Annotated in this window: 16 protein-coding genes; 6 read left to right on the top strand and 10 right to left on the bottom strand. The window is 71.6% G+C overall.

Annotated features, from left to right (window positions below; genetic code table 11):
- Positions 1–150: 150 nt before the first annotated feature.
- Positions 151–1,131, bottom strand: coding sequence for a helix-turn-helix transcriptional regulator (locus tag ACIBU0_RS19565; RefSeq protein ID WP_398819609.1), 981 nt, complete (start codon positions 1,129–1,131; stop codon positions 151–153).
- A 62-nt stretch (positions 1,132–1,193) separates the two neighbouring features.
- Between ACIBU0_RS19565 and ACIBU0_RS19560 the strand changes: the two genes are divergently transcribed.
- From ACIBU0_RS19560 to ACIBU0_RS19540, 5 genes are all read left to right on the top strand, one after another.
- Complete coding sequence (locus tag ACIBU0_RS19560; RefSeq protein WP_398819606.1) at positions 1,194–2,723, top strand: MFS transporter; 1,530 nt, start codon at positions 1,194–1,196, stop codon at positions 2,721–2,723.
- 248 nt (positions 2,724–2,971) lie between these two features.
- Positions 2,972–3,733, top strand: coding sequence for a DeoR/GlpR family DNA-binding transcription regulator (locus tag ACIBU0_RS19555; RefSeq protein WP_398819603.1), 762 nt, complete (start codon positions 2,972–2,974; stop codon positions 3,731–3,733).
- Positions 3,730–4,677, top strand: a complete 948-nt coding sequence (gene pfkB / locus ACIBU0_RS19550) for a 1-phosphofructokinase (protein WP_398819601.1) — start codon at positions 3,730–3,732, stop codon at positions 4,675–4,677. Before ACIBU0_RS19555 ends, pfkB begins: the two co-directional genes overlap by 4 nt.
- A 172-nt stretch (positions 4,678–4,849) precedes the next feature.
- Positions 4,850–6,904: a fructose-specific PTS transporter subunit EIIC gene (locus tag ACIBU0_RS19545; RefSeq protein WP_398819598.1), complete on the top strand. Its 2,055-nt coding sequence runs from the start codon at positions 4,850–4,852 to the stop codon at positions 6,902–6,904.
- 120 nt (positions 6,905–7,024) lie between these two features.
- Entirely contained in the window at positions 7,025–7,279 is a 255-nt protein-coding gene (locus ACIBU0_RS19540; RefSeq protein WP_398819595.1) for a hypothetical protein, read from the top strand.
- A 73-nt stretch (positions 7,280–7,352) separates the two neighbouring features.
- On the opposite strand, the gene ACIBU0_RS19535 is transcribed toward ACIBU0_RS19540, so the two are convergent.
- The 4 genes from ACIBU0_RS19535 to ACIBU0_RS19520 form a co-directional block, all read right to left on the bottom strand.
- Complete coding sequence (locus tag ACIBU0_RS19535; RefSeq protein WP_398819592.1) at positions 7,353–8,099, bottom strand: DUF6227 family protein; 747 nt, start codon at positions 8,097–8,099, stop codon at positions 7,353–7,355.
- 178 nt (positions 8,100–8,277) lie between these two features.
- A complete protein-coding gene (locus ACIBU0_RS19530) occupies positions 8,278–9,495 on the bottom strand; it encodes an Ig-like domain-containing protein (RefSeq protein WP_398819589.1) in 1,218 nt (405 codons plus the stop codon).
- A gap of 216 nt (positions 9,496–9,711) precedes the next feature.
- Positions 9,712–10,740, bottom strand: coding sequence for a P1 family peptidase (locus ACIBU0_RS19525; protein WP_398819586.1), 1,029 nt, complete (start codon positions 10,738–10,740; stop codon positions 9,712–9,714).
- A gap of 56 nt (positions 10,741–10,796) precedes the next feature.
- Complete coding sequence (locus tag ACIBU0_RS19520) at positions 10,797–12,041, bottom strand: low temperature requirement protein A (protein WP_398819583.1); 1,245 nt, start codon at positions 12,039–12,041, stop codon at positions 10,797–10,799.
- 129 nt (positions 12,042–12,170) lie between these two features.
- Between ACIBU0_RS19520 and ACIBU0_RS19515 the strand changes: the two genes are divergently transcribed.
- Positions 12,171–12,353 carry a hypothetical protein gene (locus ACIBU0_RS19515; protein WP_398819581.1) on the top strand — a complete coding sequence of 61 codons (183 nt, stop codon included), beginning with the start codon at positions 12,171–12,173 and terminating at the stop codon, positions 12,351–12,353.
- 4 nt (positions 12,354–12,357) lie between these two features.
- Here ACIBU0_RS19515 and mscL read toward each other — a convergent pair whose 3' ends face one another.
- From mscL to ACIBU0_RS19490, 5 genes are all read right to left on the bottom strand, one after another.
- Positions 12,358–12,816: a large conductance mechanosensitive channel protein MscL gene (gene mscL, locus ACIBU0_RS19510; RefSeq protein WP_398819578.1), complete on the bottom strand. Its 459-nt coding sequence runs from the start codon at positions 12,814–12,816 to the stop codon at positions 12,358–12,360.
- 87 nt (positions 12,817–12,903) lie between these two features.
- Positions 12,904–13,452: a hypothetical protein gene (locus tag ACIBU0_RS19505; RefSeq protein ID WP_398819575.1), complete on the bottom strand. Its 549-nt coding sequence runs from the start codon at positions 13,450–13,452 to the stop codon at positions 12,904–12,906.
- 166 nt (positions 13,453–13,618) lie between these two features.
- Positions 13,619–14,461: an S-methyl-5'-thioadenosine phosphorylase gene (locus ACIBU0_RS19500; protein ID WP_398819572.1), complete on the bottom strand. Its 843-nt coding sequence runs from the start codon at positions 14,459–14,461 to the stop codon at positions 13,619–13,621.
- A gap of 77 nt (positions 14,462–14,538) precedes the next feature.
- Positions 14,539–14,856 (bottom strand): FmdB family zinc ribbon protein, encoded by a 318-nt coding sequence (locus ACIBU0_RS19495; RefSeq protein WP_398819569.1) that lies wholly within the window; start codon positions 14,854–14,856, stop codon positions 14,539–14,541.
- 67 nt (positions 14,857–14,923) lie between these two features.
- On the bottom strand, positions 14,924–16,219 hold the full coding sequence (locus tag ACIBU0_RS19490) for an MFS transporter (RefSeq protein WP_398819566.1): 1,296 nt from the start codon (positions 16,217–16,219) through the stop codon (positions 14,924–14,926).
- Between the last annotated feature and the right edge of the window lie 85 nt (positions 16,220–16,304).

Raw genomic sequence — 16,304 nt, 5'->3', positions numbered from 1 at the left:
CGCGCACCCCCACCCCACCCGCACAGGCGCCGCAGGCATCACGCGCACCCCCACTCACCCCGCACAGGCCGCCGCAGGCACCCCCGCCCAACCGCTGGAGGCCGCCGCAGGCACCCCCGCCCAACCGCCGGAGGCAACCGCATCCCCGGCCTAACCGCCGGAGGCAGAGGCACCCGCCCGACTCAACCGCCCCCCCAACTCCCCCACACACCGCACCAGTTCCTCCGGCGACTCCACCACGAACTCGCAGTCCACCATCGCCAGCCGCACCGCCATCCACTCCACGGCATCCCCGGAAGTACCCCGCAGCCGGCACCGCCGCCCGTCGTCCACCGGCTCCGGCGCCCCCAGCCACCCCGGCAACCGAGCCGCGACGAACTCCGCGGGCGCAGCGAACGTCACCGAGAACTCGTACGTCTCCTGCCGCCGCCACATCGACTGCCGCAGATACTCCGCCGCACTCCCCGACGGCAACTCCCGCGGAGCGAACCGCGCCCCGGTGGCGAACGGCTCGCTCACCCGGTCGACCCGGAACGTCCGCCAGTCCTCCCGGTCGAGGTCGTACGCGACGAGGTACCAGCGCCGCCCCGTCGACACCAGCCGGTACGGCTCGGTCGAGCGCCGCGACTGAGTCCCGTCCCCCGCCCGGTACGCGAACCGCAGCCGCTCCTGCCCCGCCACGCACGACGCCATCACCGTCAGCGTCTCGGGCGCGATGCTCGCCCCGTCCCCACTGGTCAGCGGCACCGTCGCGGCCTGCAGCGTGGACACCCGGTGCCGCAGCCGCGACGGCAGCACCTGCTCCAGCTTCGCCAGCGCCCGCACCGACGCCTCCTCCACCCCCTCGACCGCATGCCCGGCCCCGGCCCGCAGCCCCACCGCGATCGCGACGGCCTCCTCGTCGTCCAGCACGAGCGGCGGCATCGCCTTGCCCGCCACGAGCCGGTACCCGCCGTCGGCCCCCTTGGTCGCCTGCACGGGATACCCCAGCTCCCGCAATCGGTCGATGTCCCGCCGCACCGTGCGCCGGGACACCCCGAGCCGGTCGGCGAGCTCGCCACCGGGCCATTCGCGGGGCGTCTGGAGGAGGGAGAGGAGCGTCAGGAGCCGTGCCGGAGTGTCCGTCGTCATGCATTCGAGGATGCCGCACAAGTAGGACACGATCTGACCTAATGCGGGTCTACCTTCGAGCCATGACCTCCACCGAGACCCTCACCGACCGGGCGCCGGCCGCTCCGGCTCCCACCGCCGACCGACGCCGCTGGTTCGCCCTCGCCATCGTGATGACCGCGGCGTTCATGGACCTCGTCGACGTCACGATCGTCAACATCGCGATCCCGTCGATCCAGCAGAACGCGGGCGCGTCCTTCAGCCAGATCCAGTGGATAACCGCCGGCTACGCCCTGGCCTTCGCCGCCGGTCTGATCACCGGCGGCCGCCTCGGTGACATCCACGGCCGCAAGCGGCTGTTCCTCCTCGGCATCGGCGGCTTCACTCTCGCCTCCGCGCTCTGCGGCTTCGCCGCGAACCCGGAGATGCTGGTCGCGTCCCGCATCCTGCAGGGCGCGATGGCGTCGCTGATGGTCCCGCAGGTCCTGTCGATCGTGCACGCCACCTTCCCGGCCCATGAACGCGGCAAGGTCTTCGGCCTGTTCGGCGCGGTCGTCGGCCTCGGTGCGGTCACCGGCCCGCTGCTGGGCGCGCTGCTGACCGAGTGGAACCTCTTCGGCCTCGAATGGCGCCCGATCTTCCTCATCAACCTCCCGGTCGGCATCGCGGGTCTGATCCTCGGCAGCCGCTTCATCACCGAGTCCAAGGCGCCGAGGGCGCTGAAGCTGGACCTGGTCGGCGTCGTCCTCGTCACCCTCGGCCTGCTGATGCTGCTCTACCCGCTCACCCGCGGCCGTGAGCTGGGCTGGCCGCTGTGGGGCTACGTCTCGATGGCCGGCGCGCTCGTCGTGTTCGCCGCGCTGGTGGCGTACGAGAGGCACAAGACCGCCCGCGACGGCTCCCCGCTGGTCGAACTGTCCCTGTTCAAGGTGAAGAGCTTCGCGGCCGGCATCGCCGTGCAGACCGTGTTCGGCATCGCCCTCGGCATCTTCTTCCTGGTCTGGACGCTGTACATGCAGATCGGCCTGGGCTGGAGCCCGCTGAAGGCCGGCCTGACCGGGATCCCGTTCTCCATCGCCGTCTCGACGGCGGCCGGCATGTCCGTCCAGAAGCTGGTTCCGCGCTTCGGCCGCAAGGTGCTCCAGGCGGGCGCGCTGGTGCTGGCGGCGGGCGTGGTGCTCTACATGTGGGAGTCCGAGCACTTCGGCCTGACGATCGCGCCCTGGCAGATGGCCCTGCCGCTGGTCGTCATGGGCGTCGGCATGGGCCTGATCGTGGCCCCGCTGACGGACGCGATCCTGTCGGAGGTGCCGCGCGAGCACGCGGGCTCGGCGTCGGGTCTCATCAACACCGTTCAGCAGATGGGCAACGCGCTCGGGCTCGGCCTGGTGTCGGTGGTCTTCTTCGGCACGATGGGCGACCGCCTCGCCCCGGCCCAGGTGGGCCCGGCCTTCGCGGACGCCTTCCAGAACGCGCTGGGCTGGGTGGCCGCGGTGATGGCCGCCATCTTCCTGCTGATGTTCGCGCTGCCGAAGCGTCCGGCACAGCACGTCGAGGGCGCGGCGGAGGAGCCTTCGCCGGCGCCGGAGAAGGAGCCCGCGCTGGTGTCCTGAGGGAGTGCCCCTGAGCGGGCGCCCCGAGGGCGGTGCCCCGGGAGCGGGGGAGGGGCCCGGCACTTCGGTGCCGGGCCCCTTGCCGTTTCCGGTCGAGCCCGTGTTTCCGGTCCAGCCCGTTTCCGTTCCAGTCCGCTTCGGAATTCCGATCATGCCCGATTGAGCCCGAACCTGTTTACTTTCCGGAAATCCGGGCGTAGCCTCCCAGCGAAACCACAAGTTCGGGCACAGTTCGGAGGCGAACGGACATGTACGCACCGGAGCGGCAGCAGGAGATCCTCCGGCTCGCCCGGGACGGCGGCCGAGTGGACGTCCTGTCGCTGGCCGAGGAGTTCCAGGTGACGGCGGAGACGATCCGCCGGGACCTGAAGGCCCTAGACCGCGCCGGGCTCGTGCGCCGGGTGCACGGCGGTGCGATCCCGGTCGGACGCCTGGACTTCGAGCCGGACCTCGCCGAGCGGGAGGGCACGGCGGCCGACGAGAAGGACCGGATCGCGAAGGCGGCCCTCGCCGAGCTGCCCACCGAGGGCACGATGATCCTCGACGCCGGTACGACGGTGGCCCGCCTCGCCGCCGCACTGCCGCTGGAGGCGTCCCTCACGGTCGTCACGCACAGCCTGCCCATCGCCGCCCGCCTCGCGGACCACCCGGGCATCCAGCTCCACCTGGTCGGAGGGCGCGTACGGCACCGTACGCGCGCCGCCGTGGACGCCTGGGCGCTGCGGGCGTACGGCGAGATCCGCGCCGACGTCCTGTTCGTCGCGGCCAACGGCTTCTCCGCCGAGCACGGCCTGACCACCCCCGACCTCGCCGAGGCGGCGGTGAAGCGCGCTGCCGTGGCCGCCGCCCGCCGGGTGGTGCTGCTCGCCGACTCCTCCAAGCACGGCCAGGAGCACTTCGCCCGCTTCGGCCACCTGAGCGACGTGGACCTGCTGATCACCGACAGCGGGCTGAGCCCCGAAGACGCCACCGCGATCGAGCGCGGCGGCACGGAAGTAGTACGCGCATGATCCTCACCGTCACCCCCAACCCGTCTCTGGACCGCACCTACGAGGTCCCGTCCCTCGACCGCGGCGAGGTCATCCGCGCCACCGGCGAGCGCATGGACCCGGGCGGCAAGGGCGTGAACGTCTCGCGCGCCGTCGCGGCCGCCGGACGGCGCACGATCGCGGTCCTGCCCCTCGGGGGTGCGCCCGGCGCGCTCGTCGCGGATCTGCTCGACGCGCAGGGCATCGAGGTCACGGCGGTGCGGGTCGCCGGAGCCACCCGCTCGAACATCGCGCTCGCGGAGTCGGACGGGGTACTGACGAAGATCAACGCGCCGGGTCCTGAGCTGTCCCTGGAGGAAGAGGAGCTGCTTCTGGAGACGGTGCGCGAGCAGTCGCGCGGCGCCGACTGGATCGCCTGTTGCGGCAGCCTGCCGCGGGGGCTCGAGTCGTCCTGGTACGCCGATGTGGTCGCGCGGGCGCACGATGGGGGCGCGCGGATCGCGCTGGACACCTCCGGGCGTGCGCTTCTGGAAGCCCTGTGTGCCCGGCCCGACGTGGTGAAGCCGAACGCCGAGGAGCTCGCGGAGGCCGTCGGGCGCCCCCTGGCCACAGTGGGCGACGCGGTGAAGGCCGCCGAGGAACTGCGCGCGATGGGCGCGCGGGCCGTGCTCGCGAGCCTGGGCGCCGACGGGCAGTTGCTGGTGGACGGCACGGGCGCCTGGTACGGCAGTGCGCGCGTCGACGTCGTACGCAGCAATGTCGGCGCCGGCGACTCCTCCCTCGCCGGCTTCCTGATCGCCGGCGGAAGCGGCCCGGAGGCCCTGGCCTCGGCGGTCGCCCATGGCGCGGCGGCCGTACAGCTTCCCGGCAGTGTGATGCCGTCCCCGGATGACCTGGACCCGGCGGCGGTGACGGTGACGTCCGAGGTGCCGGTAGACCGTGAGCTGAAGGAGCCGGTGTCATGACGAATGTCGTGGTTGTCACAGTTCTTGCCGATCCGCTCCGCGACCGGCGAAGCTCGGCGTTACTCACCTCCTCCGCCACTCCCCACCGCAGCCCCACCACCCCCCACGGCACCCCCGTCCCCTTTTCCGCCCACCAGACTCCCCGGGCGATACGCGTGCGAAGGAGCCCGCGATGAGCGACATGATCACCGCGGACCTGGTCGATCTCGACCTGTCCGCCGACACCAAGGAAGCGGCGGCGCGCGCCCTCGCCGAGCGCATGGTGGCCCTGGGCCGGGTGACCGACCTGGAGGGCTTCCTCGCCGACGTGGCCGCCCGCGAGGCACAGATGCCGACCGGCCTCGACGGCGGCATCGGCATCCCGCACTGCCGCAGCGAGCACGTCACCGAGCCGACGCTCGCCTTCGGACGCAGCGCCGCCGGCATCGACTTCGGCGCGGCGGACGGCCCCGCGGACCTGATCTTCCTGATCGCCGCCCCGGCCGGCGCGGACGACGCCCACCTGACGATCCTGTCGTCGCTGGCCCGCCAGCTGATGAACGCCGAGTTCACGGACGCGCTGCGGTCGGTGGACGACGCGGCGTCCGCTGCGGCGCTGATCCGGGGCGAGGAGCCCCAGGCGGCCGGCACGGCCGCCTCCGCAGACTCCGTGGCGTCGTCGGTGGCGGCCTCCGCCGACGCCGCCACGGGCACCACCTCCGAGGCTCCCGCCGAGACGCCCGACGAGCGCCCCTTCCGTATCGTCGCCGTCACCTCCTGCCCGACCGGCATCGCGCACACCTACATGGCGGCCGAGTCGCTGGAGAACGCGGGCCGGGAGGCGGGCGTCGAACTCGTCGTCGAGACGCAGGGCTCGGCCGGCTTCACCCGCCTCGACCCGGCCGTCATCGCGGCGGCGGACGGCGTGATCTTCGCGCACGACGTGGCCGTACGGGAGAAGGACCGCTTCGCCGGCAAGCCCACCGTCGACGTCGGCGTGAAGGCGGGCATCAACCGCCCCGCCGAACTCATCGCCGAGGTCCGCGAGAAGGCGGCCCGCGGTGAGGTCACGGCGGCGGCCCGGCCCGGCGGCACCCCCGTCGAGCGGGCCGGCGAGCCCGGCGAGGGCTACGGCACCAAGCTGCGCAAGTGGCTGATGTCCGGCGTGAGTTACATGGTGCCGTTCGTCGCGGCCGGCGGTCTGCTGATCGCCCTCGGGTTCGCGATCGGCGGCTGGGAGATCAACAAGGCCAAGCCGGTCACCGAGCACTTCGACTGGCTCCAGGTCGACAGCTGGGCCGCGCTGCTGTTCCAGATCGGCGTCGTCGCCTTCGGCTTCCTGATCCCCGTCCTCGCCGGCTACATCGCCTACGGCATGGCGGACCGGCCCGGACTCGTACCCGGCTTCGTCGGCGGCATGATCGCCGCCAACATCAACGCGGGCTTCCTGGGCGGTCTGGCCGCCGGTCTGATCGCCGGTGCGGTCGTCCTCGCCATCCAGCGGATCAAGATCCCGCCGGTGCTGCGCGGCATCATGCCGGTGGTCGTGATCCCGCTGTTGTCCTCGATGGTCGTCGGCTTCCTGATGTTCGTCGTCATCGGCAAGCCCATCGCCGAGGCGCAGAAGGGTATGACCGACTGGCTCGGCGGCCTCTCCGGCACCAACGCCGTCCTGCTCGGCATCCTGCTCGGCCTGATGATGTGCTTCGACCTGGGCGGACCGGTCAACAAGGTCGCGTACGCCTTCGCCACCGGCGGTATCGCCGTGCAGTCGCCCAGCGACTCCGCGATGAAGATCATGGCCGCCGTCATGGCCGCGGGCATGGTCCCGCCGCTGGGCATGGCCCTGGCCACCGTGGTCCGCAAGAAGCTGTTCACCACGGCCGAGCGCGAGAACGGCAAGGCGGCCTGGGTGCTGGGCGCTTCCTTCATCTCCGAGGGCGCGATCCCGTTCGCCGCCGCCGACCCGCTGCGCGTGATCCCCGCATCCATGGCGGGCGGCGCGGTGACCGGTGCGCTGACCATGGCCTTCGGCTCCACCCTGCGCGCCCCGCACGGCGGCATCTGGGTCACCCTGCTGATCGGCAAGCCGGCCCTGTACCTGCTGGCCATCGCGGCCGGTACGGCGGTCACGGCCGGCCTGGTCATCCTCCTGAAGGGCATGCGCAGGACGGCACCGGAGGGCGGCTCTGCCGCCGAGTCCCCGGCGGCCTCGGCCACGCAGGCGAAGCAGCCGGTGGCGGCGTAACGGCGTAAGGCGCCAAGAGAGTCACTTGTCCCTTTGAGGCGCTGTGAGTTGTTCACGGCACCTGCGAGATACGTCACGGTCCGGGCCCAAAGGCCCGGACCGTGGTGTCTACTGGGGTTCATGCCTGAGCACGTCTCGTTCCTCCAGCTGCTGGGCGCGACCGTCCTGGCCGTGGCGGCCGTGCTGTGGGTGATCGGCCTGACCCGCGTCCTGCGCAGCGTCCGTGCCGAGCAGCCGTCGAGGCACTCGCGCCCGGTGCTCTCCGCGCTCCCGCATCAGCGGCAGGCGGCCCCCGAACTGGAGGCCGTCGAACTCACCCCGGCGGAACGGGACGCGTTCGCGGGACTGGTGCGGCAGCTCAACGACGGTCGCTGAGCAGCGGGACGGTCGTTGAAACAGCGGGGCGGCCCTTGAACAGCCGGGCGGTCGCTGCACGCCCGGGCCGGGCTTACGACACCTGCGCCGCCCGCCGCTCCATCGCATCGCGCGCGGAGTCCTCGTCGACGTACACCTCGCACATGTGCCGTCCGTCCGGCGTCGCCGTGTGCTCGACCTCCCACAGGGAGACCTCCCTGCCGTCGCGCAGCAGGAAGGCGTGCTCGTAGAGCGAGAAGCACAGCCCGGCGCGTCCCACTCGGCACGGGCGCCCGAACGCCTGGGTGATCTGGTGCGCGAACGCCGTGGCCAGCAGCGCGGCCGTCTCCGATCCCGGCCGGTCGGCGTTCTCCGCCCGGCGCAGCAGCCGGCGCGCGTGGTCCGGTGAGTCGTCCGGCGTGTACGCGTGCCGGGGCGCGGGGATCGGCGACAGCTGCACCGTCACCGGCAGTTCGAAGTCCGGGGCGTCCGGCGGCAGCGGCAGCCGCGCGGTCGCGGCGCGCAGCTCCTCCTCGTCGACGTACACCTCGTGCTCCGGTGCCCCGCCCCGCGCGGTGTTGTGGACGAGCTCCCACAGGGTGAGCGCCGAGCCGTCGGCGAGCAGCCAGGTGTGCCGGTACGTCTCGCGGTGCAGCCCCGCGCTGTGGTGCGCGGAGTGCAGCGAGCTGTCATGAGCCAGCGCGCAGTCGAGCCGTCGTACCGTCTCGTCGGGCAGCTCGAAGGAGTTCAGGGCGCGGCCGAGTAGTCGCGCGAGGTGCTCCTCCGGAGACTCCGGCGACTCGGGTGGTTCGTACGCTGCCGTCTCGTACGGAACGCTCAAGGTTTCTCCCGGCGTTGCTGCATGTCACCTTGTGGGTGCATACCGTAGCCCCTCGGTCGGACATCATGTCCGGGAACCGAGAAAACGTACGTCCGGTAAAACGCGCGGGCCGCGCGAGAAGTTCCCGCGCGGCCCGACGAACCGTCAAGAATCCCTGCTGGGACGGCGTTTCAGTGGATCACGCGGCGCTGCCCGCCATCCACTCGCTCCACGACATGTTCCAGCCGTTGAGTCCGTTGTCCGGCGTCACGCTCTTGTCGGGGGAGTTCTTGACGATCACGACGTCTCCGAGGATCGAGTTGTCGTAGAACCACTTGGACGGCGTGTCCCCCTGCCCGCCCTGCACGTCCTGCAGGCCGACGCAGCCGTGGCTGGTGCCCTGGCGGCCGAAGGGCGGGTTGCCCTTGTTGTACCAGTAGTTGCCGTGGATGAAGGTGCCCGACTGGGTCAGGCGCATCGCGTGCGGCACGTCCTTGATGTCGTACGCGTCGGCGAGATTGACCGTGCGGCTGTCCATGTGGAGCTGCGGGTACTTCTCGGAGATCACCATCTGCCCGTTGTAGGTGGAGAACTCCGAGCTGCCCGCCGAGATCGGCACCGACTTGATCGTCCTGTCGTCCCGCACGACCGTCATCGTCTGCGTGTTCACGTCGACCGTCGAGACCTGCGAGCGCCCGATGGTGAAGGTGACGGTCTTCTTCTGCACCCCGTAGACGCCGTTCGCGCCCTGGACGCCGTCCAGGTCGATCTTCATCGTGACCTTGGAGCCGGTCTTCCAGTACTCCTCGGGCCGGAAGTCGAGCCGCTGCGCGCCGAACCAGTGCCCGACCACCTTCTGCCCGCTGCTGGAGCTGACCGTGATGTGCGACTGCACGGCCTTCTTGTCGCTGATCGCCTTGTCGAAGGTGAACGACACCGGCATGCCGACACCGACCGTCGTGCCGCCGTCGGGCGTGTACGTCCCGACGAAGCTGTTCTCCTTGGAGACCGTCGTGAACGTCGAGTCGGCGTTGGAGGTACGCCCCTCCGTGTCCTTCGCGGCGGCCGATATCTCGTACTTCGTCCCCCGCTCCAGCTGCTCCTTCGGCTTCCAGCTGCCCCCGTCGGCGGACAGGGAACCCGGCACGGCTTCCCCGCTCCCCGTCGCCGTCATCTTCACCTCGGTCAGCTTGCCGTCGCTGACCTTCACGCCGGTCGAGTTGATCGACGCCCCCGTCGAGCCGTCCTTCGCCGAGATCACGATCTTCGCCGCGGACGTCCTGGGCGAGTCGCCGCCCTTCCCGTCCTCGTTGTCGGCGTTGGCGCTCCCGCCACAGGCGGTGAGGGTCAGGGCGCCGATCACCAGGGCGGCACAGGCCCCCAGTGCGCGCCGCGCTGCTATGTCCGGCGTTGTCACGATCTGCTCCATCTTCATGCGGTCTGCGGGATCCGTTCCGTTCCACGGTGGAAGAGGCCACCGCCACCGGACCGGGTTCCCGTCGTGCGCGGTGAATGCCGTCACGTGACAGAACCGCGACAATCGCACACACGGGAAAGGTGCCGTCCCGTCAGCTGTCGGCTCCCGCTCGGCGCACCCCCTGCAACTTCCCCAGCGACTTCCCTGCAACCTCCCCTAGAACTTCCCGTACAACTCCCCGTACGAAGGCCACGCTCCGCCCGGCCCGTCCACCGGCTCGGCCGCGCGCACGGCACGCACGATCGCGCGCGTCACCGCGTCCGCGCCCGCCGCGAGAAGGCCGTTCAGCGCGAGGGGGTGCGCGGCGTCGAGCGGGCGTTCCCCGGTGGCCAGCGCGAAGACCGTGTCCCCGTCGTTGAGCAGGTGCACCGGCCGCACGGCGCGTGCGATGCCGTCGTGTGCCGTGCCGGCCAGCTTCTGCGCCTGAGCCTTCGACAGGTCCGCGTCGGTGGCGACCACCGCGAGCGTGGTGTTCAGCGGGGGCGGTGCGTTCCTCGCCGCGGTCTCGGCGAGGCGCCGGCGTGCGGCCTCGTGGACGTGTGCCTCCGGGTAGGTCACCCGTCCCTGGAACAACTCCCCGTACAGCACGCCGGTTTCCGGATCCACCGCCGCCCCCGCCGCGTTCGCCACCACCAGGGCGGCCACCGTGATCCCCGAGTCCAGGACGGTGCTCGCGGTGCCGATACCCCCCTTGACCGGCCCCACCGTGGCCCCCGTGCCGGCGCCCACGCACCCCTCCCGCACGGGCGTGCCGGGTTCGCTCGCCGCGGCCGCCTCGACCGCCGCCCGTCCGGTCGCCGAGTCCGGCCTGGCACGGAAGTCGCCGCCCCGGCCCAGATCGAAGACGCAGGCGGCGGGCACCACCGGCACGACATGCGCCGGATCCACCCCCACCCGCACCCCCCGCCCCTGCTCCTCCAGCCAGGCCATCACCCCGGACGCCGCGTCGAGCCCGTACGCACTGCCGCCGGTCAGCACGATCGCCTCGACCTTCTGCACGAGGTTGCGCGGATCGAGCGCGTCGGTCTCCTTGGTGCCGGGGCCCCCGCCGCGTACGTCCACGGCGGCGACGGCCCCGCCCTCCGGGGCGAGCACGACCGTCGTCCCGGTGAGCCAACCGTCGCCGATGCGCGTCGCGTGCCCCACCCGCAGCCCGGCGACGTCTGTCAGAGCGTCAACTGTCATGCGCCCAGTGTCGTCCAGTGACCGGCGCCGACCCATGACCTCGTCGGCCGTTCCGCCTATCTCGGGGAGACCGGCGCCTTCACCGCCTGTCTGCTCTCCCGGGTCACCATGCGCGCCGTCAGCGTCGTCCCGGTCGCCACCGCTCCCGCCGAGACGAGGCCGGCCGCCAGTACCGCCCACTCGCCCAGGAACGTGCAGCAGATCACCAGCAGGGCCGTCGTCGGCAGCACCAGCTGCTGGGCGATGCCCACCTTGAAGTAGCGGGAGTGCAGCGCCCACACGGTGAGCAGATAGAGCGCCGTCGGCAGGGTCACCGCGGCCGACGCGGCCAGCGTCGAGATGTGCGCCTTGCCGACGGCCTGCTCGACCGCCACCTCCAGCCCCGCCCCGATCGCGGCCGCCGAGGCGAAGACGAGGTAGTGGCCGTAGCCCCACAGGAACGCCTGCTTGTTGGAGCGAAGATGGCCGTGGATCGGCACCACGAAGTAGATCCACCAGGCGGCGAAGATGATCAGCAGCCCGCCTGCGGCGATCGGCAGCAGGTCGCCCAGCGCGTCGTTCTCGTCGATGCCCGTCTTCACGGCGACCGTGGCCGCGGCGATGGTCTCGCCGAGCACGATGATCGTGAACAGCCCGTACCGCTCGGCGATGTGGCGCGGATGCCAGGACGTGGGATGGGCCTTCTCCGCATACGGCGGCACGCACATCTCCAAGGCCGCCATCACCAGGAAGACCCAGGGCCTGCCGTCCTCGGGCAGGACCACCAGCCCCAGCCAGCCGACCTGGCACAGCAGCACGCCGGCGGCGTACCGCAGGGCCATCGTTCTCTCCGGGCCCTCGCTCGATCCCGCCACGCGCAGCCACTGCGTCACGAGGGCGACCCGCATGATCACGTAGCCCAGCCACACCGCCAGGAACTCGTGGTCCTCGAACGCCTGGGAGATCCCGGCCGCCAGGACCAGCACACCGGCGATCTGAATCAGGGTGACGACCCGGTAGAGGGCGTCGTCGTTGTCGTACGCCGAGGCGAACCAGGTGAAGTTCATCCAGGCCCACCAGATGGCGAAGAACACCATCGCGTAGTTGAGGATCCCCTCGCCCGCGTGGCCCTCGGTGACCGCGTGCACCAGCTGGACGCCCGCCTGGGCGATGGCCACCACGAAGCACAGGTCGAAGAAGAGTTCCAACGGAGTGGCGGTCCGGTGCACCTCGCCACGGCCACGGGCCGTGAGCCTGCGCAGTGGGCGGGGGCGCTCTGGCGCGCCGGGTGAGTCCGGCGCGGGAGTCGAACGGGACGTCATGGGGTCAAGCACAGCAGATGAGGCGTGGAATTTCTTGCCCAGCGATTCACAAGTGCGCAAGGCTCTCACCCCCCGCCGGGAACGCGGTGGCCAGGAAGCCCGTAGAGCTGAGGGCCGTACCCTGGACGCATGAGTACCGCCCCCGCCCCCGAGCCGCGCAAGCCCGAGCCCGCGCTGATCTTCGACGACCCGCTGGACCAGCAGTCCTCGGACGACACGGACCGCGGATGGGGCGAGCGGCCGGGCACCGACGGTGACAGCGCGGCCGACCTGAAGCGCTTCCTCGACGAGAAGCCGCCCCACCACCTCTGAGCCGTTACTGCCGGCCGGCCTCCGAGCCGCGCTGAGCGACCAGGGCGTCGCGGATCTCCTTGAGCACCTCCAGCTCGGTCACCTCGATGACCTCCTGGGTGCCCTCCCTCGCCTTGCGGCGGGCCTCCACGCGGGCCAGGTACTTCGCCATGGGCAGGACCATGAGGAAGTAGACGACGGCTGCGGTGATGACGAAGCTGAGGGTTGCGCCGAGGACGGAGCCCCACAGGATCGTGATCCCCTCCTCGCCGGTGCACGTCGAGCTCAGGCACGAGCTGTAGTGATCGAGGTTCTTGGTGCCGATCGCTCCGACCAGCGGGTTGATGATCCCCTTCACCACCGCATTGACGATGTTGGTGAACGCAGCACCGATCACCACCGCCACGGCCAGATCGACGACATTCCCGCGCATCAGGAAGGTCTTGAAGCCCTGCCAGACGCTCGGTTCCTTCTTCTCGCTCACTTCGGAGCCACCCCTCGGACGCACACGTTGTGGAACAGACCGCTCCGCAACCTACGTCAGTGCCACGCCATCCTGTCCAATCGCGGATCAGCACAACGTCACCGCCAGCCGCGCCGTGGCACTCGCCCCCGCGAGGCGTGCCGCCGTGGAGCGCGGCACCGAGAGCACGACCAGGGCCCCGCTCTCGGCCGCGGCGTCCAGGGGCTCCGGCACCTTCGTCACCCGCGCCCCGCGCGCGACCACCTGGGCGTCGCCGCCCGTCGCGGTCTCCTCAGCGGCGATCACGTCGACCCGGTCACCGGGCCGAAGCAGCCGCACGGTGGCCCCGTCGGCGATCCGTACCGGCGCGGACACCCGCTCGACCGCCCGGTGCTGGCGCACCGGCTCCGCCACCGGATGCCCGCGCGCCCGGTCGGAGTCGCGAGGTCCGGCCGCCACCAGCGCCGCCGCGGTCACGGCCAGCCCGGCCGCAACGGCCCGCCTGCGATGCCGTACGAGCCGGCGCAGCGGATACCGCCCGCCCCGTACCCGCACCGGGGCGAAGTGCGGCACCTCGCACGTGGCCGGAGCGTCCGGGCCCGGCGGGAGCGGAACCGCGGGAGAGGAACAGGAGCGGGACGAGGGAGCAACGGACATGAGGACCACCACCTGCGACGACGGAACGGCTTGCGACGCCACGATGAGGCATTGCGCCGCCGCCCGCCGAAGCCCGTGGACTACCGGCCGGTTGTGGAGAACTCGCCCACCCGAACGAGGAGTTCCGCCCCCCTGTTCCGCCCCCCTGTTCCGCCCCCGGAATCCCCTACGGCAGCGCGAACCCCGGATCCATCCCGCCCAGCGCCCCGGTGCACAGACAGTCCCGCTCCTCGTTCGCCGGCAGCGCGGCCACCGCGTCGAACAGCACGCCCCGCAGCCGGTCCACGTTCGCCGCGAACACCCGCAGCACCTCGTCGTGCGAGACGCCCTCGCCGGTCTCGGCGCCCGCGTCGAGGTCGGTGACCAGCGTCAACGAGGTGTAACAGAGCTCCAGTTCACGGGCGAGCGCCGCCTCGGGGTGGCCGGTCATGCCCACCACCGACCAGCCCTGAGCCTGGTGCCACAACGATTCGGCACGGGTCGAGAAGCGCGGACCCTCTATGACCACCAGGGTGCCGCCGTCCACGGGCTCCCAGTCCCGCCCGCGCGCCGCCTTCAGCGCGGCCGCCCGCCCGGTGGGGCAGTAGGGGTCGGCCAGGGAGACGTGCACCACGTTCGGCACGGTGCCGTCGGGCAGCGGCAGCCCGTCGAAGTAGGTCCCCGTCCGGGACTTCGTACGGTCGACCAGCTGGTCCGGGACGAGCAGCGTGCCCGGCCCGTACTCGGGTCGCAGGCCGCCCACCGCGCACGGGCCGAGGACCTGGCGCACGCCGAGCGAGCGCAGCGCCCAGAGGTTGGCCCGGTAGTTGATCCGGTGCGGCGGCAGATGGTGACCGCGTCCGTGCCGGGGCAGGAAGGCGACCCGCCGGCCGGCGATCTCGCCGAGGAAGAGGGAGTCGCTGGGCGGCCCGTACGGGGTGTCCACCTGTATCTCGGTCACGTCGTCGAGGAACGAGTAGAAACCGGAGCCGCCGATCACGCCGAGTTCGACGTTCGCCTTGTTCGCCATGCCCGCACCCTAACCGCCCCTTCAAACGCCGAGGACCCCGTCGCCGTACGACGACAGGGTCCCGTAAGCAGAGGGTGCTACGCGGCGGAGCTGCTGGAGGAGGTGCCGGCGCTCGACGGCTTCGAGTCCGAGGACGACGAAGAAGACGAAGACGACGAGTCGGACGAGGAGGAGGACGTCGACGACTTCGACGACGCCGGCGAGCTGCTCGACGAGGCGCCGCGGCTGTCGTTGCGGTAGAAGCCGGAGCCCTTGAAGACGATGCCGACCGCGGAGAACACCTTCTTGAGGCGGCCCTGGCAGCTGGGGCACTCGGTCAGGGCGTCGTCGGTGAACTTCTGCACCGCCTCGAGGCCCTCGCCGCACTCGGTGCACTGGTACTGATAGGTGGGCACTGTCTTCCTCCTGGCACTCTCACTCGATGAGTGCTAACGACGAACCATAGTGACGTATTCCAGCCGCTCAGTCCACTGCCACCGGCACGCGGTGACCGACGCCACGTGCGACGGTACGGCCCCGGGGCCGCGCCACCAGCCGCGAGCGCAGCGCCACCAGCGTCACGAGGGCGAGCAGGGTCCCGCCCATCGGCACCAGGAACCCGGCACCTCCCCAGAAGCGGTCCTCCAGCTGCCCGGCGACCGTGACGGCGGCGGCCTGACCGAGCGCGACCGCGCCCGTGAGCCAGGTGAACGCCTCGGTGCGGGCGCCCGCCGGAACGAGGCCCTCGACCAGCGTGTACCCGGTGATCAGCGCGGGCGCGATGCACATGCCGACGAGGAGGCCGAGGCCGGCCAGGACGAGCACCGAGTGCGCGGCCCACAGACCGGACGCGGCCAGCGCGAGGGCGGCGTATCCGACGACGAGGCGGCGCTGCGGGGCGATCTTCCACGCGATGGCGCCGCAGGCGATGCCGGAGAGCATGTTGCCCGCGGCGAAGGTGCCGTACAGGACGCCGTTCAGACCGGGCTCGCCGATCGACTCGGTGAAGGCGGCCAGCGAGACCTGCATGCCGCCGAAGACGGAACCGATGCCGAGGAAGGTCACGATCAGCACGCGCACCCCGGGGACGCGCAGAGCGGAAGCGTGCTCCACGCGCGCGTGCCCGCCGACGGTGACCGAGGGCTGGGTGCTCTTCTGCGCGGCGAACAGCAGACCGCCCAGCAGGGTCAGCGCGGCCTCCGTCACCAGGCCCGCGGCCGGGTCGACGGCGGTGCACAGGGCGGTGGCCAGCAGCGGGCCGACGACGAAGGTCAGCTCGTCGGTGACCGACTCGAAGGCCGCCGCCGTCGTCATCAGGGGCGAGCCCTGGAGCTTCACGCCCCAGCGGGCCCGCACCATGGGCCCGATCTGCGGCACCGAGGCACCGGTCGGCACGGCCGCCGCGAACAGCGCCCACAGAGGAGCGTGGGCCAGGGCGAGCGACGTCAGGGTCACACCCGACAGCGTGTGGATCAGCACACCCGGGATCAGGACGGCGCGCTGCCCGTAGCGGTCGGCGAGGCGGCCGCTGTACGGGGCGAACAGCGCCATGGAGACGCCGGTGACGGCCGCGGCGGCACCTGCCACGCCGTACGAACCGGTGGTGTGCTGCACGAGCAGCACGATGGAGATGGTCAGCATCGCGAACGGCTGGCGCGCCGCGAAGCCGGGGAGCAGGAACGTCCAGGCGCCGCGGGTGCGCAGCAGCTGTCCGTATCCCGGGCGGGACGAGGGCGCCGAGTCCTTCGGCGCCTTCGACGTGGTGACCGTGGCCGCCACGGCCGTGCCTTTCTGCCGCCTGGTAGCGCGGCCCCTTCGGGTGGGGGGCGGCGCCGAGAGCTGTCCTCTTGCGCGGAACTGCGGT

The organism is Streptomyces sp. NPDC049627 (genome assembly GCF_044465645.1).
GTDB lineage: Bacteria > Actinomycetota > Actinomycetes > Streptomycetales > Streptomycetaceae > Streptomyces.
Note: the sequence above shows the minus strand (reverse complement) of the source record. Positions and strands in the feature narration are given on the sequence as shown.

Excerpts from the sequence above, each read along its gene's own strand:
- ACIBU0_RS19565 (WP_398819609.1), bottom strand. The coding sequence starts at position 1,131 with ATGACGACGGACACTCCGGCACGGCTCCTGACGCTCCTCTCCCTCCTC.
- ACIBU0_RS19560 (WP_398819606.1), top strand. The coding sequence starts at position 1,194 with ATGACCTCCACCGAGACCCTCACCGACCGGGCGCCGGCCGCTCCGGCT.
- ACIBU0_RS19555 (WP_398819603.1), top strand. The coding sequence starts at position 2,972 with ATGTACGCACCGGAGCGGCAGCAGGAGATCCTCCGGCTCGCCCGGGAC.
- pfkB (WP_398819601.1), top strand. The coding sequence starts at position 3,730 with ATGATCCTCACCGTCACCCCCAACCCGTCTCTGGACCGCACCTACGAG.
- ACIBU0_RS19545 (WP_398819598.1), top strand. The coding sequence starts at position 4,850 with ATGAGCGACATGATCACCGCGGACCTGGTCGATCTCGACCTGTCCGCC.
- ACIBU0_RS19540 (WP_398819595.1), top strand. The coding sequence starts at position 7,025 with ATGCCTGAGCACGTCTCGTTCCTCCAGCTGCTGGGCGCGACCGTCCTG.
- ACIBU0_RS19525 (WP_398819586.1), bottom strand. The coding sequence starts at position 10,740 with ATGACAGTTGACGCTCTGACAGACGTCGCCGGGCTGCGGGTGGGGCAC.
- ACIBU0_RS19520 (WP_398819583.1), bottom strand. The coding sequence starts at position 12,041 with ATGACGTCCCGTTCGACTCCCGCGCCGGACTCACCCGGCGCGCCAGAG.
- ACIBU0_RS19515 (WP_398819581.1), top strand. The coding sequence starts at position 12,171 with ATGAGTACCGCCCCCGCCCCCGAGCCGCGCAAGCCCGAGCCCGCGCTG.
- ACIBU0_RS19505 (WP_398819575.1), bottom strand. The coding sequence starts at position 13,452 with ATGTCCGTTGCTCCCTCGTCCCGCTCCTGTTCCTCTCCCGCGGTTCCG.
- ACIBU0_RS19500 (WP_398819572.1), bottom strand. The coding sequence starts at position 14,461 with ATGGCGAACAAGGCGAACGTCGAACTCGGCGTGATCGGCGGCTCCGGT.